Genomic DNA, 24,337 nt, shown 5'->3' with positions numbered 1-24,337 from the left:
GACTCGTAGCTTTTAGGCTCTTTACGTTTTAATTAATTCAGGCTCGCGGTGGCCAGCTTGGCGCCGAACCACACAAACAGGCCGCCCACGGCACTGGACAGGCTGGCGCTCAGGCGCTTGCGGCGGCTGAAGCCCTGGGCCAGGCGGGCGCCCGCAAAAATCAGGGCAGACAAATACAGCGCGCTGAACACCATGATGATGGCGCTCAGGATCAGAAATGGCACGGCTGGCGTGTCGTAGTGCGGGTCAATGAACTGCACGAAGAAGGACAGCAGAAACAAAATCGCCTTTGGGTTCAGCAGGCTGATGACCAGCGCGCGCTTGAAAGGCTGCTGCAGGTTGGCCGTGGCTTGTGCCACTGCGGCATCTGCGGACACATCCACCGGGCTGTTGTTGCGCCACTTCTTTACCGCAGCGATCAGCAGATTCACACCCACCCAAGTCAGGTAGGCCGCACCTGCGTACTTCACGACCATGAACAGGGCCGGGTAAGTACGCAACAGGCTGGCAGCACCTAGCGCGGTGAGCAACAACAAGATCGTATCGCCCACAAACACGCCCATGGCGCCCTGGTAGCCCGCCTTGACACCGCGCACGGTGGCCACCGACAGAACGAACAACGAGTTCGGGCCGGGCAACAAGATGATGCCCAAAGCGCCTATCACGTAGGTCCAGAGGTCGGTGACACCGTAGAAGCTCATGCGCGCTTTTCCATTTCGGTGATGAAACGGTCGAACAGGTAACCGATGTCGTGCGGACCAGGCGATGCCTCAGGGTGGCCCTGGAAGCAGAACGCAGGTTTATCGGTGCGCTCCAGCCCTTGCAGCGTGTTGTCGAACAGGCTGATGTGGGTGGGACGCAGGTTGGTGGGCAACGACTTCTCATCCACCGCAAACCCGTGATTCTGGCTGGTGATGGAGACGCGGCCGCTGTCCAGGTCTTTGACCGGATGGTTGGCGCCGTGGTGACCGAACTTCATCTTGAAGGTCTTGGCACCGCTGGCCAGGGCCATGATCTGGTGACCCAGACAGATACCGAACGTGGGCGTACCGGTTTCGATGAGCTCTTTGGCAGCGGCAATCGCGTAATCGCAGGGCTCGGGGTCGCCAGGGCCGTTGGACAGGAAGATGCCGTTAGGGTTGAGCTTGAGCACGTCGGCAGCGGAGGTTTGCGCAGGCACCACGGTGACCTTGCAACCACGTTCGGCGAGCATGCGCAGGATGTTTTTCTTCACGCCAAAGTCATAGGCGACGACGTGGAACTTGGGGGTGGTCTGCTGGCCGTAGCCCTTGCCCAATGTCCACTCGGACTCGGTCCAGCCGTAGCCTTCAGTGCTGGAGACGACCTCGGCCAGATCCAGACCAGCCATGCTGGGCGCGCCCTTGGCAGCGGCTACCGCTTTCTCAATCGCCTCTTTGGTTACCGACTCACCGGTGGCTAGTGCCAGGATGCACCCGTTTTGCGCGCCCTGGGTGCGCAGCTGACGGGTCAGTTGGCGGGTGTCGATGTTGGCAATTGCCACCGTGCCCTCGGCGACCAGGTACTCGGTCAGCGTCTGGGTTTTGCGGAAGTTGCTGGCCACCAGCGGCAGGTCTTTAATGATCAAGCCCGCGGCGTGGACCTTGTCGGACTCCACGTCTTCGGGGTTGACACCGTAGTTGCCGATGTGGGGGTAGGTCAGGGTGACGATCTGCTGGCAATAGCTGGGATCGGTGAGGATCTCCTGGTAGCCGGTCATGGACGTGTTGAACACGACTTCACCGACGGTGGAGCCGACGGCTCCAATGGAATTGCCAATGTAGACCGTGCCGTCTGCGAGCGCCAGAATGGCGGGTGGGGTGGTTCCCTTGAGAGACAAAAGCACTGGTTTCTCCGGATGGGTTACGGGTACGCCCAAACGCGCTCAAGAATGGCTCTTGGCGGGTGCTGCTGTGAGGGGATGTTCAGAGGTGCGCTTGGGACGGCTGTTTTCTGGATAGCCTCTCATTATAGCTGAGGGGCCAGCGAAATTCGGTTTCAGACCAGCGTCAAACTGCTCGCGTGCAGGCAAATCGCTGCAGCCGCTGCCACGTTGAGCGACTCCTCCCCTCCCGGCTGACCAATGCGCGCAAAGATGCTGGCGCGGGCCATCAGCTCGGCGGACACGCCCTGCCCTTCGTGCCCCATGGCCCAGGCACAGGGGTGGGGCAAGGCCAGTTGATGCACCAGATCTCCTTGGTGGGAGCTGGTGACGACCAGTGGGACGGCCAGGGCGTCCAGATCGGACAGCTCCAGTCCCTCAATCAGTTGCAGGCCAAAGTGCGCTCCCATGCCGGCGCGCAACACTTTAGGACTCCACAGCGCGGCCGTGCCCTTGAGCGCCAGCACCTGGCGAAAGCCGAAGGCCCCGGCACTGCGCAGGATGGACCCCACGTTGCCAGCGTCCTGCACACGGTCCAGGATGACGGTAGCCGCGCCGGGCTGTATCACGGTGTCCAGCGGTAAATCCAGCAAAAAGCCCACCTTGGCGGGGGACTCCAGGCCACTCAGTTCTCGGAACAAGGCGTCCGGGATCACTATGGTTTTGATAGCTGCTCGCGCATATTCCACGGGGGCTAGCGGCCCGGATTTTGGGTTTTGCCAAAATGACTCTGAAACCACCAAAGCGGCAGGCTGCAGGCCACGCTGCAACGCAGCACTGCACAGATGGTCACCCTCCACCCAAAACCGACCGGCCTTGCGGTAGGCGGTGTTGTCAGTACTGAGCTTGCGCAATTCCTTGAGCAGCGGGTTCTCGCGAGAAGTGACAACCACAGGATCACTCATAGCGACACACGCAACACCTGAGTCACAGGGGCAAAGGTTTTGCGGTGCTCGGGGCAGGCGCCATGCATCTTGAGGGCGGCCAGATGCTCGGCCGTACCGTAGCCTTTGTGACCGGCAAAGCCATAGTGGGGGTACTGCTGGTCCAGCGTAGCGCACCAGCGGTCACGGGTTACCTTGGCCAAGATGGAAGCGGCAGAGATGGCTTGCACCGTGGCATCACCGCGCACAATGGCCTCGGCCAGCACATCCAGCACCGGCAAGCGGTTGCCGTCCACCAGCACCTTGGCGGGTTTCAGGCGTAGGCCCTCCACGGCACGGCGCATCGCCAGCATGGTTGCCTGCAGGATGTTGATTTCGTCAATTTCTTCCACACTGGCCTGTGCAATCGAGCAGCACAGCGCTTTGGCGCGGATTTCGTCAAACAGCTTTTCGCGTTTGAGCGCGGTGAGCTTTTTGGAATCGTTGAGACCGGCAATCGGGTTCAGGTCGTCCAGAATCACCGCGGCGGCCACCACGGGCCCCGCAAGCGGGCCACGGCCGGCCTCGTCCACGCCGGCGATCAGCCCGGGCAGGTCCCAGACAAAGGCAACCTGCTGGGCAGGCTCAGGCTTGGAGGACTTTTTCGATGGCATCGGCGGCAAGGGTGGCGGTGTCGCGCTGCAACGTGGCGTGCAAAGCGGTGAAGGTGGTGTGCAAGGCCGCTATTTTCGCAGGATCAGAGGTGCGCGCATCCAACCAGGCCAGTACTTCACGCGCCAGCGCCTCCGGCGTGGCGGCGTCCTGCAGCAGTTCGGGCACCACAAAACGCTGGCACAGGATATTGGGCAAACCTACCCAGGGTTGCAGGCGTTTGCGCCGCATGATCTGCCAGGACAGCCAGGCCATGTGGTAGCCGATCACCATGGGGCGCTTGAACAGCGCGGCCTCCAGCGTGGCGGTGCCGCTGGCAATCAGCGTCACATCGCAAGCCGCCAGTGCAGCGTGGGACTGCCCGCTGAGCAGCTGCAAGCGACCCTGCATGCCACTCTTGAGTGCCAATGCTTCGATCTCAGGCAATAGGCCAGGCACGCAGGGCACTATGAATTTGGTAGCTGGCTGCGCAGATTGGACGCGGGCTGCAGCCCGAAAGAAGCGTAAAGCCAGGTGACGAATCTCTGACTGGCGGCTGCCGGGCAGGATGGCGACTACCGCATCGTCATCGTCCAAACCCAGGGCACGGCGAGCGGCAGCCTTGTCAGGCTCCATGGGGATCACATTGGCCAGTGGGTGGCCCACGTAGGTGGCAGCAATACCGTGGGCCGCGAGCAGCTCGGGCTCGAACGGAAAAATGCAGAGCACATGGTCAGTGCTGCGGCGGATTTTCTCCACCCGCTCGGGCCGCCAGGCCCAGATGGACGGGCAGACGAAATGCACGGTTTTGACGCCCTGCCCTTTCAGGCGCGCTTCCAGGTCCAGGTTGAAGTCCGGCGCGTCCACGCCGATGAAGACATCGGGCTTATCCGCCAGCAGACGATCACCCAACTGCTGGCGGATGCCGACGATCTCCCGGTAGCGCTTGAGCAACTCCCAACTGAACCCATGTACCGCCAGCTTGTGGTGGGGCCACCAGGCCTGAAAGCCCTGCTGGGCCATCTGCGGGCCACCTATACCCTGCGCTACGGCCTCCGGCCAGCGCTGGTGCACGCCACCGAGTAGCAAGCCGGCCAGCAGATCGCCCGAGGCCTCCCCTGCGACCATGGCCACCGTGGGGGCGCCATTGGAGGCGTGGGACGGGTTCATACCTGGGCGAAACGCTGTACTTAACGAACGATGCCGCGTTGGGCGGACACGGCGCCCAGAAAGCCATTCATCATGGCCACATCGGGGGCGGTTTCAGGGTGCGCAGCTTCCAGCTCAGCAATGCGTTGCCTGGCTTGCTCCAGCGTCAGGTCGTCGCGGTACAGCGCCTTGTGCATGGCCTTGACGCCCGAGATGCGCTCAGGCGAGAAGCCGCGGCGGCGCAGACCTTCAAAGTTCATGGAGCGGGCTGCGGCGGGTTGGCCCTGGCACATGACAAACGGGGGTACATCGGCAAACAGCAATGAGCACATGGCCGTCATGCTGTGGGCACCCAGGCGCACAAACTGATGCACCACGGTAAAGCCACCCAAAATCACCCAGTCACCCACATGCACGTGGCCAGCCAACTGCGAGTTGTTGGCAAAAATCACGTTGTTACCCACCAGGCAGTCGTGCGCCAGGTGCACATAGGCCATGATCCAGTTGTCATTGCCCAGCACCGTCTTGCCGACGTCACCGGGGGAGCCGATGTTGAAGGTGCAAAACTCGCGGATGGTGTTGCGGTCACCAATGATCAGTTCGCAGGGCTCGCCCGCGTACTTCTTGTCCTGCGGAATCGCACCCAGCGAGTTGAACTGGAAAATGCGGTTGTCCTGGCCAATGGTGGTGTGGCCTTCGATCACGCAGTGCGGGCCCACCGTGGTTCCGGCACCAATGCGCACATGCGGGCCGATGACGGTGTACGGCCCGACGGTTACCGAGCTATCGAGCTCGGCCTTGGGGTCGATAAGGGCAGTGGCGTGGATAGCAGACACGCGCACCTCTTAGGCAATCGCGCGCATGGCGCAGGTCAGCTCGGCCTCACAAGCCAGCTCATCACCGACGGTCGCGCTGGTCTTGAACTTGAAAATTCCGGCCTTCATGCGCAGCAACTCCACATTCAGGATCAGCTGGTCACCCGGCTCCACGGGGCGCTTGAAGCGCGCACCATCGATGCCCGCGAAGTAGTAGACCATCTGGTCATTCGGCGATGTGTCCAGTGCATCAAAGGCCAGCAGGGCCGCAGCCTGAGCCAGCGCCTCCAGCATCAGCACGCCCGGCATTACGGGGCGGTGCGGAAAGTGGCCTTCAAAAAAAGGTTCGTTAATAGTGACATTCTTCAAGGCCTTGATGGTCTTGCCCTTGTCCAGCTCCAGCACGCGGTCCACGAGCAGGAAGGGATAACGGTGCGGTAGTTGCTTCAGAATTTTGTGGATGTCCATCATTTTTTTAACTCTTTTTCCAGGTTTTTGATACGGTCGCGCAGGCTGTGCAACTGCTTCAGCGTTACAGCGTTGCGCTCCCAAGAGGCGTTCTCGTCAATCGGAAATATTCCGGTGTAGTGCCCGGGCTTCAAAATCGATTTGCTGACCACCGTGGCCGCCGAAATATGCACATTGGGGCCCAAGGTCAGGTGGCCCAACACGATAGCGCCACCACCAATGGTGCAATTGGGTCCAATGGTGGCAGAGCCCGCCACCCCCACGCAACCGGCCATGGCGGTGTTGCGCCCCACACGCACGTTGTGGCCAATCTGGATCAGGTTGTCCAGCTTCACACCGTCTTCAATGACCGTGTCTTGCAGGGCACCGCGGTCGATACAGGTGTTGGCGCCAATTTCGACATCATCGCCAATCTGTACTGCACCGAGTTGCTCAATCTTTTCCCAGCGCTCACCATCCTGTGCAAAACCGAATCCATCGGCGCCGATCACCACGCCTGCGTGAAGGACGCAACGCGCGCCAACGACGCAATCTTCGCCCAAGGTAACACGCGACTTAAGCACTGAATGAGCGCCCACACGTGCACCAGCTTCCACCACGCACAAAGGGCCAATGGTGGCCGTTGCATCAATGGTGGCGGCAGGATCGACCACGGCACTGGGATGAACCCACGGACCTTGTGAGGGCCCATGCGCCTTGCCTCGTGCCAGATCCCGCTGTCGTTTCCACAACTGCGTCACTTTCGCAAAATACAGATACGGTTGTTCGGTAACGATGCAGGCGCCGCGCGCAACAGCAGCATCACGCATAGCCACACCCACGATCACGCAGGCGGCGTTTGAGTCCGCCAGCTGCAGTTGGTATTTGGGATTGCTGAGAAAACTGAGCTCGTTCGAGGTAGCTGTCTCCAGTGGAGCCAAGCCTGTGATAACACGGGCTGCATCCCCATGCAGCTCCCCACCCAACGCACTCACGATGGAAGCGAGGTCCATCTGTTCTCCCCTCGCCTGCCGGTCCAAGACTTACTTGGCGCCGGAATTGAGAATCTTGAGAACCTTTTCGGTGATGTCGTGGCGACCATTGCTGTACACCACTTCCTGGATCACCAAATCGTATTTCTCCGCATCTGCCACTTGCTTGACGGCCTTGTTGGCTTTGTCGAGCACTTGCTGCAGCTCTTCGTTGCGACGACCATTCAGGTCCTCCTGAAATTCACGTTGTTTACGTTGAAAGTCGCGGCTTTGCTCGGCAAATTCTTTTTGTCGCGTCACACGCTGGGTTTCCGCCAACGTGGGAGCATCGCGTTCGAACCGCTCACTCATGGTCTTCAGCACTTGCTGTTGATCAGTCAGCTCTTTCTGGCGCTTGGCGAACTCTTGTTCCAGCTTAGTTTGCGCCGCCTTCGCAGGAGCAGATTCTGTGGTGATACGTTGGGTATTGATGTAGCCAATTTTCGACTCTTGCGCTTGCACACCTGTCGCTGCTATTGCCAATAGCAGCGCCACACCCCACATTGCTTTAACGTGTTTCATTAGAAAGTAGTTCCGATCTGGAATTGAATACCTTGGATTTTATCGCCATCAAACTTGGTAATCGGGCGTGCGAATGCCAAACGCAACGGCCCCACCGGTGAAATCCAGCTGATACCGACACCAAAAGAAGAACGCATATCCGCCAGCTGGATGGATTCATCCGCTCCGTAGATGCCACCGGCATCCACAAAACCATACACGCGTAACGTACGATCGTTGCCGCCGCCAGGCAATGGAGCCAGCAACTCGCCATTAAAGGTAATCTTTTTGGTGCCGCCAGTAGCTGTCACCCCCCCAGCCCGCTGCGCCGCAGTTGTCAAACTGCCTTGTTCAAAACCACGCACAGATCCTAAGCCGCCCGAATAGTAATTCTTAAAGACTGGGTAAGAAAGGCCATTGGTACCAGCACCCAAGGAAATATCTGAACTAAATGCAGCCGTAACTTTGCGGGAAATCGGAAAGTATTGCTGATACTGGGCTGTACCACGTGCGTAACGGAGGTCACCGCCCACGCTCCACTCACCAGAAGCACGGATAACCTTACCAGTGCTAGGTACCAAGGCGCTGTCGCGTGTATCACGCGACCACCCAATGCTTAGAGGCAATGCCGTGCTGCTGTAGCCAAACTCATTGGCAAAGTCTTGGTATACCGTGGGCAGCAACGTTCCTGGGATGATGCGTGTGCGATCCGCGCCGATTCCTAAGTACACGGTATCCGAATCTGTGAAAGGAACGCCGAAACGGATAGCCGCGCCAGTTGTCTCAATCGCATAAGTATCCACATCATCGTAGGGGCGGGAAGTCCGCTGGTACACGTCGATCGCACGCGACACACCATCTTCTGTGAAATAAGGATTCGTCGTACTGAACACAATCGTGCGATTGGCTTTACTGGTGTTGACTTCCATCCCCAGAGAATTCCCTGATCCGAATGCATTCTCCTGCTTGAATCCAAACGAGAGACCCAAACCATCCGCGCTAGAGAGACCTGCACCCAAGCTAATACTTCCGGTTGGCTTTTCTGCCACCGTCACGTTCAGATCCACTTGGTCTGGCGAGCCAGAAACCTCCTGCGTTTCAATACCTACATTGGTAAAGTATCCCAAGCGGTCTACACGGTTGCGTGACTGGCGGATTTTTTCACCGTCGTACCAGGCGGCTTCCAATTGCCGAAACTCGCGTCGAATCACTTCATCGCGTGTCCGGTCATTGCCTGCTAGGTTGATGCGTCTCACATAAACGCGGCGAGACGGGTCCGCTACCAGCGTCACGGCAACGCGGTTGGTAGTTCGGTCAATGTCTGTGCGCGCTTCTGCACGGGCGAATGCGAAACCAAAGTTGCCAAAGTAATCGGTAAATGCCTTGGTGGTTTGCGCAACCTCTGTCGCGTTGTAAGCCTCACCTGCCTTGATGGTGATCAGGGACTGGAACTCATCTTCCTTGCCCAGGTAATTGCCTGCGAGCTTGATGCCTGACACCACAAATCGATCGCCTTCGGTAATGTTGATTGTGACTTCAATGTCTTGCTTGTTGGGAGAAATGGCGACCTGTGTGGAGTCCACCTTGAACTCCAGATAGCCGCGTGCCAAATAATAGGAGCGCAGTGTCTCAATGTCTGCATTCAATTTGGTACGCGAATATCGGTTCGACTTCGTGTACCAGCTCAGCCAGCTTCCTGTATCGGAGTCGAACAAGCCACGCAACGTACTTTCCGAAAACGCCGTATTACCCACAATCTTGATAGCGCTAATTTTGGCGGTGTCACCCTCCGTCACGGAGAAGCTCACATTCACGCGATTGCGCTCCATCGGGGTCACTGTCGTTACCACTTCGGCTGCATACATGCTTTTGTTGATGTACTGGCGCTTGAGTTCCTGCTCGGCGCGGTCCACCAAGGCTTTATCAAAAGGTCGGCCGTCAGTCAGGCCAATTTCACGCAGCGCCTTCTTCAACACATCTTTGTCAAATTCCTTGGCGCCCACAAAGTCCACATCGGCAATGGTGGGGCGCTCTTCGACAATGACCACCAATACCCCATTGGCAGCTTCAATGCGCACGTCCTTGAAAAGACCCAGCCCGAACAGTGCACGAATGGACGCCGCTGCCTTGTCGTCTGTGTAGGTATCCCCCACACGCACCGGCAAAGACGCAAAAATGGTTCCAGCTTCTACACGTTGCAGGCCTTCGACCCGAATATCGCGAACAGAAAATGGCTCCAATGCCAGCGCAGCCTGGGCCACCAGGCCGACGGCCACAGAACACACCACAGCACGCATAGAAGATCGGTCGAAATACATAGTTACCAATTCAAAAACTCGGGATATCCGCTCACCGGATCCGTCGGGCCAGGCACTAACCCAGCAAATGTGTCAGGTCGTTGAAAACCGCGACGGACATCATCATCAGCAAAATGACCAGCCCCACGCGCTGCAGTTGCCCCATCCAAGCGTCCGAAACAGCCTTTCCAGTCAGCAACTCCCAAAGATAATACATCAGGTGACCACCGTCGAGCACCGGTAGCGGCAACAGGTTGAGCACGCCCAAGCTGATGCTGATCAAAGCCAAAAACACCAGGAACTGCGACCACCCTAACGCGGCCGATTTGCCTGCGTAGTCGGCAATGGTGAGCGGCCCGCTCAAGTTTTTGAGGGAAACCTCGCCAATCACCATCTTGCCCATCATGCGCAGGGTCAACGCAGAGACTTCCCAGGTGCGCTGCAGTGCGCGGGTAATGCCATCGACCACCCCGTATCGCACAAGCACCGTCGCTGGCATCGCGCCGATCATGGCGTTCACGCGCCCCACTACGACAGCACCGTTCTGTTCGCGCGTGGGTGTAACGGGTATGACCAATTGCTGCCCGCCACGCACCACCGTCCAGCGCTGCACCTGTATTTGCGGTGATTCGGCACTTGAACGAATAATTTCACGCAAATGGGCACCGTCACCGATCGCCAAGTCGTCAACCTGCAGAACGACATCCCCCGACTGCAGTCCCGCAGCCGCGGCAGCACCGCCAGCTCGAACATCACCCACTACCGCGGCAGACCAGGGGCCGAGCCATCCTATTTTTCGGAATAACTCTGAATCCGCCGTGCGGACATCCAGCGCATCCAGATTCAACCGCACTTGGGCAACCGAAGCTGCACCAGATGATGGCTGGTACTCCATCAAAAGATCTTCGTGGGCCAACGCATGGCGGGTCAGTTGCCAGCGAAAGTCCTCAAATGACTGGACGGGTTTCAAGCTGGCCTCAGTAGCACCAACACGCAACACCCGCTCGCCCCCTTCCAAACCCAGCCCAGCAGCCAGTGATCCAGTCACCGGCTTGGACAGTTTGGCCTCGAACTCCTGCATGCCCGTCCAATGCACCACCGAGTACAGCAACACGGCCAATACCAAATTGGCGAGCGGCCCTGCAGCAACAACAGCCGCACGCACTTTCAACGGCTGGGTATTGAATGCCAAGTGGCGATCTTTGGGATCCACAGCGCCTTCGCGTTCATCGAGCATCTTGACGTAGCCGCCCAGCGGCAATGCGCAAACGACAAACTCGGTGCCTGAGCGGACAGATGTCCAGCCCCAAATTTTGGGACCAAAGCCCACAGAAAACCGCAACACCTTGACGCCGGAAACCACCGCCATGGCGTAGTGGCCCCATTCATGCACCGCCACCAAGATTGCGATCGCAACAATGAATGAGGCAACGGTCAGCATGGTGCGGTGTCCAGCATTAGCGCGCCAACTGGCGGCTTACCTGCTCTGCAGACCGTCGCGACAGCGCATCCAGAGCAATCAGATCATCTACCGACCCAGGCGGTGTTGGCTGAACCTGGACCAGGGTTTCCGTGTTCACACGATGAATCTGGTCAAAACGAATCTCCCGATTCAAAAACGCTGCCACCGCCACCTCGTTGGCGGCATTCAATACCGCGGTGGTGCCTGGGACTGCGTTCAAGGCATCCCACGCCAACTGCAGGCCCGGGAAGCGGGTGCGATGTTCATTTGAATCCATGGACTCAAACGTCAACGCGGACAGCGTCGTAAAATCCAGCGCAGCTGCCCCGGACTCCACGCGCTGGGGCCAGGACAACCCATAGGCAATGGGGCCTCGCATATCCGGGGTGCCCAACTGGGCCACCACCGAGTTATCGACGAACTGCACCATGGAATGGATGACGCTTTGTGGATGGATCACCACCTGAATCTGCTCGGGGGACACACCAAACAGATAGCGGGCCTCAATCACCTCCAGAGCCTTGTTCATCATCGTCGCCGAATCCACGGAGATCTTGCGCCCCATCACCCAGTTGGGATGGGCACAGGCCTGCTCGGGCGTCACGTCCACCAGAGACGACGGCAAGCGCGTGCGAAAAGGCCCGCCTGACGCCGTCAAAATGATTTTGTCCACACAAGAAGCCCAACGCGTGGAGTCTTCAGGGAGCGATTGAAAAATTGCGGAATGTTCGCTGTCAATCGGCAGTAGGGTCGCGCCACCTGCATGCACCGCATCCAGAAACAACTCCCCGCCCACAACCAACGCTTCCTTGTTGGCCAGCAACAGGCGCTTGCCCGCTCGCGCTGCGGCAATGCAAGGGCCAAGACCTGCGGCACCCACAATCGCAGCCATCACAGTGTCAGCCGCAGGGTGCGCAGCAACCTCTTCCAATGCCGAAGGGCCCCACAGGGCTACCGTGCTGCTACCAGCAGCCTTCAGCCGCGCTTGCAATTCGCGGCCATGCGACTCACTGCCCATCACCGCAAAAACCGGAGCGTGCTGCAGACATTGCGCCAACAGCAATTCCACGCGGGTCGCAGCAGTCAGCGCAAACGCCTGAAACAAATGGGGATGGCGTGCCATTACATCCAGCGTGTTGACCCCGATCGACCCTGTGGAGCCCAGCACCACTACATGGCGCTTGGCTGGCGTTATATCCTGTGTCATAGGGTGTGCAACATCATGGCAAGGGGAATCACGGGCAACAAGGCGTCCAGGCGATCCAGCACACCGCCATGGCCTGGCAGCAAATGGCTGCTGTCCTTCGCCCCAGCACTGCGTTTGATCAACGACTCCACCAAATCCCCCACCACACTCCAGGCAGCCAGAAACACAACGGCCAGCACAGCCACTACGGGGCTGACATCCGACATCTGTCGGTAAATACTGGAGGTTGTGGTCGCCAGAGACCGTTCAACCCACTGCCAGACAAAGGCACACATCAAGACGCCCACAACACCTCCGGCGACCCCTTCCCAGGTTTTCCCTGGGCTGATCGATGGCGCCAGCTTTCTCTTGAAAACTCGCCCACCCATTAAGCGCCCCGAGAAATATGCAAACACGTCTGCCACCCAGACCAACACCAGCACCGAGAACAAAAAATTGTGTCCCAGGTTACGCGCCTGTGCAACGGCCAGCCACGCTGCGCACAGCGCCAATACGCCCAGGCACCAGCGCACGAACTGAGGAATGGTGCGCCAAGCGCCTGCGCCGTGGAAAAGTAGCCAACTACCACCTAAAACCCAGGCTGCGCCTACGGCCAGCCAAAGTTCCCGCAACGGCACACTCACCCACCCAGCCCAAAAGAACAACCCGCACAAGGCAACGCACAACAGCCCGGTGCCCCAAGCCCCGAAGTTACCGTACTGATTCAATCGAGCCCATTCCCAGCCACCCGCGGCGATCAACAACAAGGCAACCGCCTGAAAGGCCAAGGGGTTGGGATAAAAGACCGCCGGCAGCAATATGGCCAACAACAGGATGGCGGTGATCACTCTCTGTTTCAACATGGGTAGACCTTGTTCATTTGGCTTGTGGGACATCCGCTACGACTTGGGCTGAGGTTTTCCCAAACCGGCGTTCCCGCGCCTTGTACTCCGCCAAAGCGGCGTCCAAGGCCGCTTCATCAAAGTCAGGCCAAAACAGGGGACTGAAATACAACTCGGTGTACGCACACTGCCACAAGAGAAAGTTGCTGATGCGAAACTCTCCGCCGGTGCGAATCAGGAGATCAGGATCTGCCATCGGCGCCAACGACAATGCCGCGGACAACGACGTCTCATCAATATCAGTTCCCGATTGGGCCAATTGCCGTGCTGCCTGAACAATATCCCAGCGACCGCCATAGTTGAAGCACACATTCAACACCAAACGGGTATTGGAACTGGTTTCCGTTTCTGCATCGGAAAACCCATGCAGCACGCGCGCAGACAAACCCGTCCGATCACCCACGAAATGCAGCCGCACACCATCGCGCTTGAGTTGGGATACTTCCTTGGCAAGCGCACCGGCCAAGATGTCCATCAAGCCAGAGACCTCTTCCGCGGGCCGATTCCAGTTTTCCGACGAGAATGCAAAAACAGTCAGCGCTTCAATCTGCCGGTGCGCGCATGCCCGCACGATTTTCTTGAGGGTCTCGACCCCCTGCTTGTGCCCTGCAATACGAGGCAAAAAACGCTTGGAAGCCCAACGCCCATTTCCGTCCATGACGATGGCCACATGCCGTGGCACTGCAACGAGGGTTGCCATAGTGGTATGGCGTCAAACCGCCATGATGTCTTGCTCTTTGGAGGCTACCAGGCGGTCAATTTCAATGATGTGTTTGTCCGTGGCCTTTTGAACATCCGCTTCGCAGCGCTTTTGGTCGTCTTCGGAAGCCAGTTTGTCTTTCACCAGCTTCTTGACCGCTTCGTTGGCATCACGGCGGAGATTGCGCACGGCGACCTTGGAGGCCTCACCTTCTGTGCGCACCACCTTGGTCAATTCACGACGGCGTTCTTCAGTCATGGCGGGCATAGGCACACGAATCAAATCACCCATGCTGGAGGGATTGAGCCCCAGATCGCTATCGCGAATCGCTTTCTCGATCTTTGCACCCATGCCTTTTTCCCAAGGCTGCACGCTGATCGTGCGGGAATCCAAGAGCGAAAGATTCGCTACCTGGCTGATTGGCAGCATGGAGCCGTAATAGTCCACCTGCACCGTATCCAGTAAGGCTGGGTTAGCCCGCCCCGTACGAATTTTGGTGAGGTTGTTTTTGAGCGCACCGATGGATTGGTCCATCTTGCTCTCAAGGCTCTTTTTGATGTCTTCAATTGACATGATTTCTTCCTCAGATCAACTCAACCAGACAGCCCCTCTAAAGGGCTTACACGTGAACCAGCGTACCCTCATCTTCACCGAGCACCACGCGCTTCAGAGCGCCATGCTTGAAGATGGAAAACACCTTGATAGGCAACTTTTGGTCACGGCACAGCGCAAAAGCTGCAGCGTCCATGATGCCGAGATTTTGCGTCATGGCGGCATCGAAAGTGATACTGGCATAGCGCGTAGCGGATGCATCTTTTTTGGGGTCAGCTGAGTAGACACCGTCTACCTTTGTCGCCTTCAGCACAATCTCTGCGCCGATTTCGGCACCACGCAATGCAGCGGCCGTGTCGGTAGTGAAGAACGGGTTGCCAGTGCCAGCGGCAAAAATCACCACTTTGCCCTCTTCGAGGTATTGCAAGGCCTTGGGGCGCACATAGGGTTCAACAACCTGCTCAATACCAATAGCCGACATGACACGGGCAGTCAGTCCTGCCTTGTTCATGGTGTCACCCAAGGCCAAGGCATTCATGACCGTGGCCAACATGCCCATGTAGTCGGCCGTAGCACGGTCCATACCCACCGAACCGCCCGCCACACCGCGGAAAATGTTGCCGCCACCAATGACCACTGCAACCTCCACCCCCAGCCGGGTCACTTCAGCAATCTCATCCACCATGCGAACGATGGTGTCACGGTTGATACCGAACTGATCGTCCCCCATCAAAGCCTCGCCCGACAGCTTTAGCAATATGCGCTTGTAGGCGGGCTTTTCTTGACTCATGGAGATCTCCGATAGGGGAATGGAAGGTTTAGGGGGCAGAATTTAAGCAGCTTGCTTGGCAGCAGCGACTTGTGCAGCCACTTCGGCAGCAAAGTCGTCAACCTTTTTCTCAATGCCTTCACCAACCACGTACAGGGTGAAACCCTTGACGGTGGTGTTGACAGACTTCAGCATCTGCTCAACGGTCTGCTTGTCGTTCTTGACGAAAGGCTGGTTGAACAAAGAGACTTCCTTGAGAAACTTCTGCACGCCACCTTCGATGCGCTTGGCCACGATTTCAGCGGATTGGACAGGTTTTCCGGCAGCAGTTGCTATCGCAGCGTCTTCGGCAGCCTTGGCAGCAGCCACAGAGCGCTCGCGCTCCACCAACTCGGCGGGTACTTGGTCAGACGACAACGACACCGGCTTCATTGCTGCCACATGCATGGCCACGTCCTTGGCGGCGACTTCTTCACCGTCGAATTCCACCACAACACCAATGCGAGTACCGTGCAGGTAAGAAGCGAGTTTGGTAGAGCCGTCGAAATGCTTGAAACGGCGGAACGTCATGTTTTCACCGATCTTGCCGATCAGACCCTTGCGAACGTCTTCCAGGGTGGGGCCGAAACCATCTTGCTCGTAAGCCAGAGCGCTCAAAGCGGCGACGTCAGCAGGATTGTGCTTGGCAACCAAAGAAGCTGCGGCGTTCGCCAATGTCAAGAAGCTGTCGTTCTTGGTCACAAAGTCGGTTTCGCAGTTAACTTCAATCAGTGCACCAGCAGCGCCTTCAATGTTGGTCGCAACCACGCCTTCGGCGGTCACGCGGGCAGCGGCTTTGCCAGCCTTGCTACCCAGCTTGACGCGCAACAGTTCCTCTGCCTTGGCCATATCGCCCTCGGCTTCGGTCAATGCCTTTTTGCATTCCATCATGGGGGCATCGGTCTTGCCGCGCAGTTCTGCCACCATGCTTGCTGTAATTGCTGCCATTTGGGATTCTCCGTAATTCAGTAGTTTAAATAAGAGCTAAAAAAAAGGGGCAACAAAGCCCCCTTTTTAGGGTGAAAAGCTGCTTAAGCAGACGCTTCACTCACTTCAACGAACTCATCATCGCCTTCAGCGGCAACGGCCTTCACAACGTCGTCCATGGCGTTGGCACGGCCTTCCAGAATCGCATCGGCGATGCCGCGGGCGTACAGAGTGACAGCCTTGGAGGAGTCATCGTTACCGGGGATCACGTAGTCAATGCCTTCTGGGGAATGGTTGGAGTCCACCACGCCGATCAGAGGGATTCCCAGCTTCTTGGCTTCAGCAATGGCAATCTTGTGGTAACCCACGTCGATCACGAAAATCGCGTCAGGCAAGGTGTTCATATCCTGGATACCACCGATGTCTTTTTCCAGCTTTTCCAGCTCACGGGCAAACATCAGTTGCTCTTTCTTGCTCATGCTGTCCAGGCCAGCTTCTTGCTGAACCTTCATGTCCTTCAAGCGCTTGATGGAGGTCTTGACGGTCTTGAAGTTGGTCAGCATGCCGCCCAACCAGCGCTGGTCCACAAAAGGAACGCCGGCGCGCTGGGCTTCTGCGGACACGATTTCACGGGCTTGGCGCTTGGTGCCCACCATCAGAATGGTGCCGCGCTTGGCGGACAGCTGGCGGACAAACTTGGCCGCGTCCTGGAACATCGGCAACGACTTTTCCAGGTTGATGATGTGGATTTTGTTGCGGTGGCCGAAGATGAACGGAGCCATCTTGGGGTTCCAGAAGCGGGTTTGGTGTCCAAAGTGAACGCCGGCTTCCAGCATTTCGCGCATAGTAACTGCCATATTTAACTCCAAAGGTTAGGTCTTAAATCCGATCCGCTCATCGCTGCGAAGCCCTGCTTCAACAACAACACCTTGGCTGGACCGGTTTGCGATTGCTTGCCTAATAGCGAAACGCTCTCAGCAAAGCCTATCGAGTATACCATGCGGGCCTTTCTTGCCCCAAGAGGCGCGCAGCCGAACACGTAACAAACACCGCCACTACGCTTGAGCGTGAAAAACCAGCTTCGGCTTGTGAAAAAATACGGTTTTGGGTGGCTGGAATCGCTGCCGGGTTACAGAAAGAAACAATGAAGATTGCAGTAGTGGGAGCCGGAGTGGTGGGCATCGTTACAGCCTACGAGCTTGCGCTGGATGGGCATTCCGTCACGGTCCTGGAAAAAGCGGCCGCAGCGTGTGAAGGCGCCAGCTTTGCCAACAATGGCGTGGTGGCCCCCAGCTTCACCCTGCCGTTTTCTACACCCGAGTGGCACGGCAATGGCTTGGCGCGCCTGGTTCGCAGCGCACGGCGCCTGACGCGTACACCCTGGAAATCTGGCCAGCAGCTGAAGTGGCTGCGGCGCTGGACCAAGCTCCACTCCCCCCAAAACTATGCGGAGGTGCAGCGCGCTGGCCAGCAGCTAGCCGCCTACAGCGCAGAGCGCTTGACCCACATCGCCGGCGCCTGCCAGCTGGAACTGGAGCGCAGCGATGGACAATTGCTACTGCTGCGCACTGCCACCGCACCCGAAGAGCTGCAACCAGTACTACAGGCGCTCAAAGCACAAGACGTCACCTGCAAACTGCTGAGCGCCGACGAGGCCCGCCAGCATGAACCCGCCCTACATGCCGCCGCACCCTTTCAGGGCGCACTGTGGTTTCCCGGCAACCAGGTCACCAATTGCCGGCAGTTTGCGCTGCTGCTGCGCCAAGAAGCGCAACGGCTTGGGGTGCAATTCCGGTTCAACACCGCTGTAACGCAGTTGCATGCCCACGCCAAGCCCGGCATAGACCTGGCCAGCGACGCTGGACGCGAAACCCAAAGCTTCGACCACATTGTTTTTTGCACCGGCGGCTTGCCAGACGTATTGCCTGCCACATTGCGACAAAGGGTGCCATTAATGGCGCTGCATGGCTACGTCTTGAGCGTGACCGTGCGGGAGCCGCTCAACGCCCCCCGCAGTGCCGTACAAGACTTGCAGAGTGGCGTCAGCATCAACCGCTTGGGCCAACGCATCCGCGTGAGTGGCGGGGCCGAACTGGGAGAGGACACCGGCACCAAAGACGATGTCACCGTCAACCAGTTGTACCGCTCCCTGGAGCAGTACTACCCCGGCGCGGCCAACTACCCCTCGGGCACCCAGGTTTGGCGCGGTACGCGCCACTTGGCGGCGGATGGCATGCCTCTGATTGGCCCCAGTGGGCTAGCGGGCGTCTCGCTGAATCTGGGGCATGGCGCCAACGGCTGGACGCTGGCCTGTGGCTCTGCCCGGCTGCTGGCCGATTTGGTTGGCGCCAAGGACACTGCACTGCCTACAGCGCATCTGTTGCCTACGCGTTTTGCGGTGTAAAAAAGTGTTGTCTTTGAACAAAATCTGCTGACACAATCCAATAAGGGAGATGTTCAGCCCATGAGTCCAGAGCTTTCACAAAAATTGGCCGCTGCCGTGGATGGCATGCCAGCGTTCCCCAAAAGCGTGCAACGCATTTTGGAATTGACGCGGGACGTCAACAGCACGCCCAAGGACCTAGTCGAAGTCATCGACAAGGATCCGGTGGTCACCGTCAAGATTCTCAAAGTCGTCAATTCGGCCTACTACAGCCTACCCAAGCAGGTCACGTCCATTGGCCACGCCGTGGTGTATCTAGGCTTCAACACCATCAAAAACCTGGCCCTGAGCATCGCAGCCATCGGCATGCTGCCCAAAGACAATGCCGCCGGCTTTGATGTGAACCAGTACCTTCTGCATTCGCTGGCGACTGCCGGGATTGCCAAGCAATTGGCCCTCAAAGTGGACGATGCGGACCCGATGGACTGCTTCATTGCGGGTTTGCTGCACGACTTTGGCAAGGTGGTGTTTGCCCAATTCATGCCCGCAGAATTCAAGGCGGCTCTACAGATCAGCCAAGAAACCCAAAGCTCCTTGCATGCCGCCCTGCAAGCCACCATTGGTGCGGACCACGCGGTGGTGGGTGCCATGCTGGTGGAGAAGTGGCGCTTCGCGCCCCATTTGATTGACACCATCCGGCACCAGCGCGTGGACGATCTCAAAGACACGGACATGATCGCCTGCGTGTTTGCCGCCAACCAGATCAGCAAAAAATTGCAGTTCGGCTTTGCGGGCAACTACGGCATAGAAGAACTGCCACCCACCATCCAAAAGCGGCTGGGCGGCCCCCTGGACCAGGTGATTGCCTCTATGGGGGATCTGAACACCCTGTTCGCAGAAGCCCAAGTGTTCGCCAAACTATGAAGGAGACGGCATGAAGGTGAAGTTCTGGGGGGTACGCGGGTCCATCGCCTCGCCGGGCCCCAAAACGGTCCGCTATGGTGGCAACACCACCTGTATTGAAATCCGCACGGACAACAACGAACTTATCATCCTGGACGCTGGCACGGGCATTTTCCCGCTGTCCCAAACCCTGTTGGCCGAGATGCCGGTGACCGCCAATGTACTGATCACCCATTCGCATTGGGACCACATCCAGGGTCTGCCCTTTTTCATCCCCAACTTCATCCCCGGCAACACCTTACGTCTGCACGGCTGCTTTGATCCTGTGTCGGGCAAAGGCATTGAGCAGGTGATGGCGGTGCAACTCCAGTACAGCTACTTCCCGGTACGTGAAGCCGAAATGAAAGCCCGCATTGAGTACGTCACGCTCATGCCAGACCAGCCGATTCAGATTGGCTCGGCCACCGTGACACCCTGCTTGCTCAACCACCCGGTGATTGACTTTGGCTACCGCATTGAATGCAACGGCAAGTCCGTGTTCTTCACGGGCGACCACGAGCCGCCGTACAACATCTACGACCCGGGCGACGAGGCCTACGCCGAGTACCAGGTGTTTGTGGATGAGAAGGAGCGCTCCATCCAGGACGCGATCCGCGGCGTGGACGTTTACATTGCTGACAGCTCTTACACAGACGCCGAATACCCCGCCAAAAAGGGCTGGGGCCACGGCACCTTCAGCAGCAGCATTGCCAGCGCACATGGCGCCGGCGCCAAGCTACTGTTTTGCACCCACCATGAACCCACGCGCAGCGACGACGCGCTGGAAGCGGCGTTTGCCGAGGCGCTGAACACCAACGCCGCACTCACTCAAGAGATGGACATTCGCCTGGCGCGCGAAGGCGATGTCTACGAATTCTGAGTGGGTGCTGGGCCCGCAAGGCCCAGTTGCGCTGCACGCCTACCCGCTGTGCACGGCGCAGCAGACACGGGCCCTTGAAACCCAGACGGCCAGCGCCCTCCCCGCCCACACCCTGATGCAGCGTGCCGGGCTGGCGCTTGCACGCCTGGCCCTGGCCCATGCGCCGCACGCACAGACGTTTTGGGCGGCTTGTGGGCGTGGCAACAACGGGGGGGACGGCTTGGAGGCCGCCGTGCACCTGCAACGATGGGGCAAAACTGCCGTTGTCACGTTGTTGGATGGACCCTCAGCCTTGCCCACGGACGCAGCACACTCCCTGCAACGCGCCCAGGAAGCCGGCGTTATTTTTCTGGATGCGCCGCCAACGGATTGGGATGTGTGCATTGACGCCCTGCTGGGTATCGGTTTACGCCTAGCACCGGATGGAGCGGTGCTGCAATACATCCGCGCCATTCGGGCCGGTTCGGGCTTGGTTGTGGCAGCCGACCTGCCCAGCGGCCTACAGGCGGACACCGGACAGCCGCCAGGCGAATGCGTTCGGGCGGACATAACCCTGTCCTTTCTCACCCTCAAGCCAGGTCTGCTCACCGCACAGGGGCGTGACCTTTGTGGAGACCTCTGGCTCAACACCCTGAACGTGGAGCCGCCCGTGTCGCCCGACGCCTGGGTCAGCGCCCCCCAGACGCCTGCCCCACGCCTTCACGCGTCGCATAAAGGCTCCTTTGGCGATGTAGCGGTGCTGGGTGGAACCACCGGCATGGCTGGCGCCGCGCTCCTGGCCGCCCGTGCGGCCTTGCATGCGGGTGCGGGGCGGGTGTACCTCGGGCTGCTGGACGCCGCACAGGCAGGCGGAGCCTTGGCGATCCAACCAGAACTGATGGTGAAGCCCCTGGCGCAATGGGATCTGGCCACCATGGCCGTGGTGGCCGGTTGCGGGGGCGGAGCGGACATTGCCGCACATTTGCCGGAGCTAATTCGCAACGCCAAACACCTAGTGCTCGACGCCGATGCATTGAACGCACTGGCAGCACAACCCGCATGGAAGACGCTGGTGGCGAATCGCAGACCGGAGAGCACCATCCTCACGCCACATCCGCTGGAAGCCGCGCGCTTATTGGGCAGCACCACAGCCGCTGTGCAGGCCGATCGTCTGGCCAGCGCTAGGGCTATAGTAACCCAGTTCGGCTGCACAATCATCCTAAAGGGGTCCGGCAGCGTGATTGCCGCACCAGGCCAAACGCCCCGCATCAATCCCACAGGCAATGCGCGCCTTGCCACAGCAGGCACGGGAGACGTACTGGCAGGCTTGGTAGGTAGCCTCATGGCACAGGGCTATTCAAGTTGGCAAGCCGCCTGCCTGGGCGCCTACCGCCACGGCCAGATGGCGGACACCTGGCCACACCCGCAGACACTCACAGCAGCGGCCCTCGCCCACAACATATAGTAAAAAAAGGCAGCCAGCCCGCGCAGAATATGCGCAAGCAGCTACCATTTCAATAGCGACTAACGTCGCTTCTTGGCTACCTTCTTGGGAGCAGCAGACGCTTTGGCGCCGGCCTTGGCGTTGCGTGCAGGCTTGGCACTGGCATGTTGGCGCACCTTGCTCTTGTAACTGGTGTTGCCGGGCATTTCCGCGTCAACACGGTCAGAAAACTCCGCACGCCCCTTGCCTTCGCGCGCTGCACCCTTGTCGGAGCCCGGGCGCGGCTGCAAGCTTTGCCCCTCTTGCACCAGGCGGAAGTCGATCTTGCGACCATCCAGGTCTACACGGCTCACCTGGATGCGAACCCGCGTACCAATGGCGTAGCGGATGCCGGTGCGCTCCCCGCGCAGCTCCTGGCGGGCCTCGTCAAAGCGGAAGTATTCGCCCCCCAACTCAGTGATGTGCACCAAGCCCTCTACATACATGGCGTCCAGCGTGACAAACAAACCAAAGGTGGTGGCCGAGGTGACCACACCACCATATTCCTCGCCCAAATGCTCGCGCATGTACTTGCACTTGAGCCAGGCCTCCACATCGCGGCTAGCCTCGTCGGCGCGGCGCTCGTTGGCACTGCAATGCAGGCCGGCGGCCTGCCAAGCCATGCCCTCGGCATTCATCTTTTTGGGCTTGATACCGGGTTCCGCCACACGGCTGGCCAGATTTTTCTCCAGGCGGCGCGCCAGCTTGGCGTGCGCCTCGCCAGGCGTGGGCAGCGCGGGCAGCTGGTATTTGGACTTCGCCAAAATGGCCTTGATGACCCGGTGCACCAGCAGGTCGGGGTAGCGACGGATGGGACTGGTGAAGTGGGTATAAGCGTCAAACGCCAAACCGAAGTGGCCGCTGTTGGTGGGCGTGTAAATCGCCTGCGACATGGAGCGCAGCAACATAGAGTGGATTTGCTGCGCGTCCGGCCGGTCCTTGGTGGCCATGGCGATGGCCTGGAACTCACCGGGCGAAGGCTTGTCGCTGATGCTCATGCCAATGCCACTGGCCTTGAGGTAGTTGCGCAGGGTCTCCTGCTTCTCGGGCGTGGGGCCTTCGTGCACACGGAACAGACCAGGGTGTTTGTTTTCTGCAATGAAGTCGGCACTGCATACGTTGGCCGCCAGCATGGCTTCTTCAATCAGTCGGTGGGCGGTGTTGCGGGTGCGCGGCACGATCTTTTCAATCCGGCCGTTTTCATCGCACACGATTTGCGTCTCAGTGGTTTCAAAGTCCACCGCACCGCGCTTGTGGCGCGACTTCAACAGCGCCTGGTACACACCATGCAAGTCCAGCAACTGCGGCACCAGATCACGCCGTTTGCTGGCCTCAGGGCCACGGGTATTGCCCAAAATGGCGGCCACCTCGGTGTAGGTGAAGCGCGCATGGCTCCACATCACCGCGGGGTAAAACTGGTAGGCATCGACTTCGCCGTCCGCAGTAACGAACATGTCGCACACCATGCACAGGCGCTCTACCTCGGGGTTCAGCGAGCACAAGCCATTGGACAGTTTCTCGGGCAGCATAGGAATCACGCGGCGCGGGAAATACACGCTGGTGGCGCGGTCGTAGGCGTCCACATCGATGGCCGAACCCGTCTCTACATAGTGGCTCACATCGGCAATGGCCACCAACAGGCGCCAGCCCTTCAGGGCCGTCTTGCCACGGCCTTTGGTCGCGGGTTCGCAGTACACCGCATCGTCAAAGTCACGCGCGTCTTCACCGTCGATGGTGACCAGAGGAATATCGGTGAGGTCGACGCGATGCACCTTGTCCTGCGGACGCACTTTGTCGGGCAAGGTGCGCGCCAGCGCAACACAGGCGTCAGAGAATTCATGCGGCACGCTGTATTTGCGCACGGCAATTTCAATCTCCATGCCGGGGTCGTCCACCTCACCCAGCACTTCCTTGATGCGGCCTACGGGTTGGCCAAACAAAGCGGGCGGCTCTACCAGCTCCACCACGACAACCTGGCCTGCTTTGGCAGCACTGGTCGCTCCCTTGGGGATCAGCACGTCCTGGCCATAGCGCTTGTCCTCAGGCGCTACCAGCCACACACCACTCTCTTGCAGCAAACGGCCAATGATGGGCTGCGTGGAGCGCTCCATGATTTCGGCCACGCGGCCTTCGGGCCGTCCCTTGCGGTCGCTGCGAACAATGCGCACCTTCACACGGTCTTTGTGCAACACCGCACGCATCTCGTTCGGGGGTAAATAAATGTCAGGGGCACCGTCGTCGCGGGACACAAAACCGTGCCCGTCGCGATGACCTTGCACAATTCCTTCAACTTCTTCCAGCAATGCGCTGTTGGGGCTTAAATTTTTGATATACTTCTCTCTTTCCTGAGATGCCCAGATGGCGGAATTGGTAGACGCACTAGTTTCAGGTACTAGCGAGTAACATCGTGGAGGTTCGAGTCCTCTTCTGGGCACCAACAATGGTAATGTAGATATAGAAAAGCCGCTGTGAAAACAGC

The 24,337-nt window shown here is 58.8% G+C and carries 23 protein-coding genes and 1 tRNA gene; 5 read left to right on the top strand and 19 right to left on the bottom strand.

Translation table 11 applies throughout. The features are described from left to right. Positions 1 to 32 precede the first annotated feature (32 nt). The 18 genes from leuE to rpsB all read right to left on the bottom strand — a co-directional run bounded on the left by leuE (position 33) and on the right by rpsB (position 17,048). Positions 33 to 701, bottom strand: coding sequence for a leucine efflux protein LeuE (leuE, locus tag AC1DZ5_RS11455; protein WP_477889099.1), 669 nt, complete (start codon positions 699 to 701; stop codon positions 33 to 35). Beyond that, positions 698 to 1,864 carry a glutamine-hydrolyzing carbamoyl-phosphate synthase small subunit gene (gene carA, locus AC1DZ5_RS11450; protein ID WP_477889097.1) on the bottom strand — a complete coding sequence of 389 codons (1,167 nt, stop codon included), beginning with the start codon at positions 1,862 to 1,864 and terminating at the stop codon, positions 698 to 700. Before carA ends, leuE begins: the two co-directional genes overlap by 4 nt. Positions 1,865 to 2,016: 152 nt before the next feature. Further along, positions 2,017 to 2,805, bottom strand: coding sequence for a TrmH family RNA methyltransferase (locus AC1DZ5_RS11445; RefSeq protein ID WP_477889095.1), 789 nt, complete (start codon positions 2,803 to 2,805; stop codon positions 2,017 to 2,019). After that, positions 2,802 to 3,437 (bottom strand): ribonuclease HII, encoded by a 636-nt coding sequence (gene rnhB, locus AC1DZ5_RS11440; protein WP_477889093.1) that lies wholly within the window; start codon positions 3,435 to 3,437, stop codon positions 2,802 to 2,804. Before rnhB ends, AC1DZ5_RS11445 begins: the two co-directional genes overlap by 4 nt. Continuing rightward, complete coding sequence (gene lpxB / locus AC1DZ5_RS11435) at positions 3,409 to 4,584, bottom strand: lipid-A-disaccharide synthase (protein ID WP_477889091.1); 1,176 nt, start codon at positions 4,582 to 4,584, stop codon at positions 3,409 to 3,411. The genes rnhB and lpxB overlap by 29 nt, the downstream gene beginning before the upstream one ends. Before the next feature lie 20 nt (positions 4,585 to 4,604). Continuing rightward, the gene (gene lpxA / locus AC1DZ5_RS11430; protein WP_477889089.1) at positions 4,605 to 5,399 is read right to left on the bottom strand and encodes an acyl-ACP--UDP-N-acetylglucosamine O-acyltransferase; all 795 of its coding nucleotides are present in this window, start codon (positions 5,397 to 5,399) and stop codon (positions 4,605 to 4,607) included. Positions 5,400 to 5,408: 9 nt separating this feature from the next. Further along, positions 5,409 to 5,849 carry a 3-hydroxyacyl-ACP dehydratase FabZ gene (gene fabZ / locus AC1DZ5_RS11425; protein ID WP_105259702.1) on the bottom strand — a complete coding sequence of 147 codons (441 nt, stop codon included), beginning with the start codon at positions 5,847 to 5,849 and terminating at the stop codon, positions 5,409 to 5,411. Continuing rightward, complete coding sequence (gene lpxD, locus AC1DZ5_RS11420; RefSeq protein ID WP_477889086.1) at positions 5,846 to 6,838, bottom strand: UDP-3-O-(3-hydroxymyristoyl)glucosamine N-acyltransferase; 993 nt, start codon at positions 6,836 to 6,838, stop codon at positions 5,846 to 5,848. Before lpxD ends, fabZ begins: the two co-directional genes overlap by 4 nt. Positions 6,839 to 6,868: 30 nt before the next feature. Continuing rightward, a complete protein-coding gene (locus AC1DZ5_RS11415; RefSeq protein ID WP_477889084.1) occupies positions 6,869 to 7,378 on the bottom strand; it encodes an OmpH/Skp family outer membrane protein in 510 nt (169 codons plus the stop codon). Further along, positions 7,378 to 9,675: an outer membrane protein assembly factor BamA gene (gene bamA / locus AC1DZ5_RS11410; protein WP_477889082.1), complete on the bottom strand. Its 2,298-nt coding sequence runs from the start codon at positions 9,673 to 9,675 to the stop codon at positions 7,378 to 7,380. Before bamA ends, AC1DZ5_RS11415 begins: the two co-directional genes overlap by 1 nt. 55 nt (positions 9,676 to 9,730) lie before the next feature. After that, a complete protein-coding gene (gene rseP, locus AC1DZ5_RS11405; protein ID WP_477889080.1) occupies positions 9,731 to 11,095 on the bottom strand; it encodes an RIP metalloprotease RseP in 1,365 nt (454 codons plus the stop codon). Positions 11,096 to 11,111: 16 nt separating this feature from the next. Continuing rightward, positions 11,112 to 12,323: a 1-deoxy-D-xylulose-5-phosphate reductoisomerase gene (locus tag AC1DZ5_RS11400; protein ID WP_477889078.1), complete on the bottom strand. Its 1,212-nt coding sequence runs from the start codon at positions 12,321 to 12,323 to the stop codon at positions 11,112 to 11,114. Further along, positions 12,320 to 13,165 carry a phosphatidate cytidylyltransferase gene (locus AC1DZ5_RS11395; RefSeq protein WP_477889074.1) on the bottom strand — a complete coding sequence of 282 codons (846 nt, stop codon included), beginning with the start codon at positions 13,163 to 13,165 and terminating at the stop codon, positions 12,320 to 12,322. The genes AC1DZ5_RS11400 and AC1DZ5_RS11395 overlap by 4 nt, the downstream gene beginning before the upstream one ends. A 13-nt stretch (positions 13,166 to 13,178) precedes the next feature. Next, the gene (gene uppS, locus AC1DZ5_RS11390) at positions 13,179 to 13,904 is read right to left on the bottom strand and encodes a polyprenyl diphosphate synthase (RefSeq protein WP_477889072.1); all 726 of its coding nucleotides are present in this window, start codon (positions 13,902 to 13,904) and stop codon (positions 13,179 to 13,181) included. 12 nt (positions 13,905 to 13,916) lie between these two features. Next, positions 13,917 to 14,477 (bottom strand): ribosome recycling factor, encoded by a 561-nt coding sequence (gene frr / locus AC1DZ5_RS11385; RefSeq protein WP_310341911.1) that lies wholly within the window; start codon positions 14,475 to 14,477, stop codon positions 13,917 to 13,919. Between the two features lie 46 nt (positions 14,478 to 14,523). Then, positions 14,524 to 15,246, bottom strand: a complete 723-nt coding sequence (gene pyrH / locus AC1DZ5_RS11380; RefSeq protein ID WP_477889069.1) for a UMP kinase — start codon at positions 15,244 to 15,246, stop codon at positions 14,524 to 14,526. Between the two features lie 42 nt (positions 15,247 to 15,288). Continuing rightward, entirely contained in the window at positions 15,289 to 16,212 is a 924-nt protein-coding gene (tsf, locus tag AC1DZ5_RS11375) for a translation elongation factor Ts (RefSeq protein WP_477889067.1), read from the bottom strand. Positions 16,213 to 16,295: 83 nt separating this feature from the next. Then, complete coding sequence (gene rpsB / locus AC1DZ5_RS11370) at positions 16,296 to 17,048, bottom strand: 30S ribosomal protein S2 (protein WP_477889065.1); 753 nt, start codon at positions 17,046 to 17,048, stop codon at positions 16,296 to 16,298. Between the two features lie 287 nt (positions 17,049 to 17,335). On the opposite strand from rpsB, the gene AC1DZ5_RS11365 reads away from it, so the two are divergent. From AC1DZ5_RS11365 to AC1DZ5_RS11350, 4 genes are read left to right on the top strand one after another with little or no spacing between them, the layout of a single operon-like run. Then, entirely contained in the window at positions 17,336 to 18,595 is a 1,260-nt protein-coding gene (locus tag AC1DZ5_RS11365; protein ID WP_477889063.1) for an FAD-dependent oxidoreductase, read from the top strand. A gap of 60 nt (positions 18,596 to 18,655) precedes the next feature. Beyond that, positions 18,656 to 19,498, top strand: a complete 843-nt coding sequence (locus AC1DZ5_RS11360) for an HDOD domain-containing protein (protein ID WP_477889061.1) — start codon at positions 18,656 to 18,658, stop codon at positions 19,496 to 19,498. Between the two features lie 10 nt (positions 19,499 to 19,508). Continuing rightward, the gene (locus AC1DZ5_RS11355; RefSeq protein WP_477889059.1) at positions 19,509 to 20,396 is read left to right on the top strand and encodes an MBL fold metallo-hydrolase; all 888 of its coding nucleotides are present in this window, start codon (positions 19,509 to 19,511) and stop codon (positions 20,394 to 20,396) included. Further along, complete coding sequence (locus tag AC1DZ5_RS11350; RefSeq protein WP_477889057.1) at positions 20,380 to 21,840, top strand: NAD(P)H-hydrate dehydratase; 1,461 nt, start codon at positions 20,380 to 20,382, stop codon at positions 21,838 to 21,840. The genes AC1DZ5_RS11355 and AC1DZ5_RS11350 overlap by 17 nt, the downstream gene beginning before the upstream one ends. Positions 21,841 to 21,899: 59 nt before the next feature. Here the strand turns inward: AC1DZ5_RS11350 and rnr are convergent, their stop codons facing one another. Continuing rightward, positions 21,900 to 24,161, bottom strand: a complete 2,262-nt coding sequence (rnr, locus tag AC1DZ5_RS11345) for a ribonuclease R (RefSeq protein ID WP_477889055.1) — start codon at positions 24,159 to 24,161, stop codon at positions 21,900 to 21,902. 49 nt (positions 24,162 to 24,210) lie between these two features. Between rnr and AC1DZ5_RS11340 the strand changes: the two genes are divergently transcribed. Next, positions 24,211 to 24,295: transfer RNA gene (locus AC1DZ5_RS11340), tRNA-Leu, on the top strand. The last annotated feature ends 42 nt before the right edge of the window (positions 24,296 to 24,337 follow it).

The organism is Rhodoferax sp. P1_F3, assembly GCF_056405715.1.
This window is presented reverse-complemented; position numbering and strand designations above follow the sequence as displayed.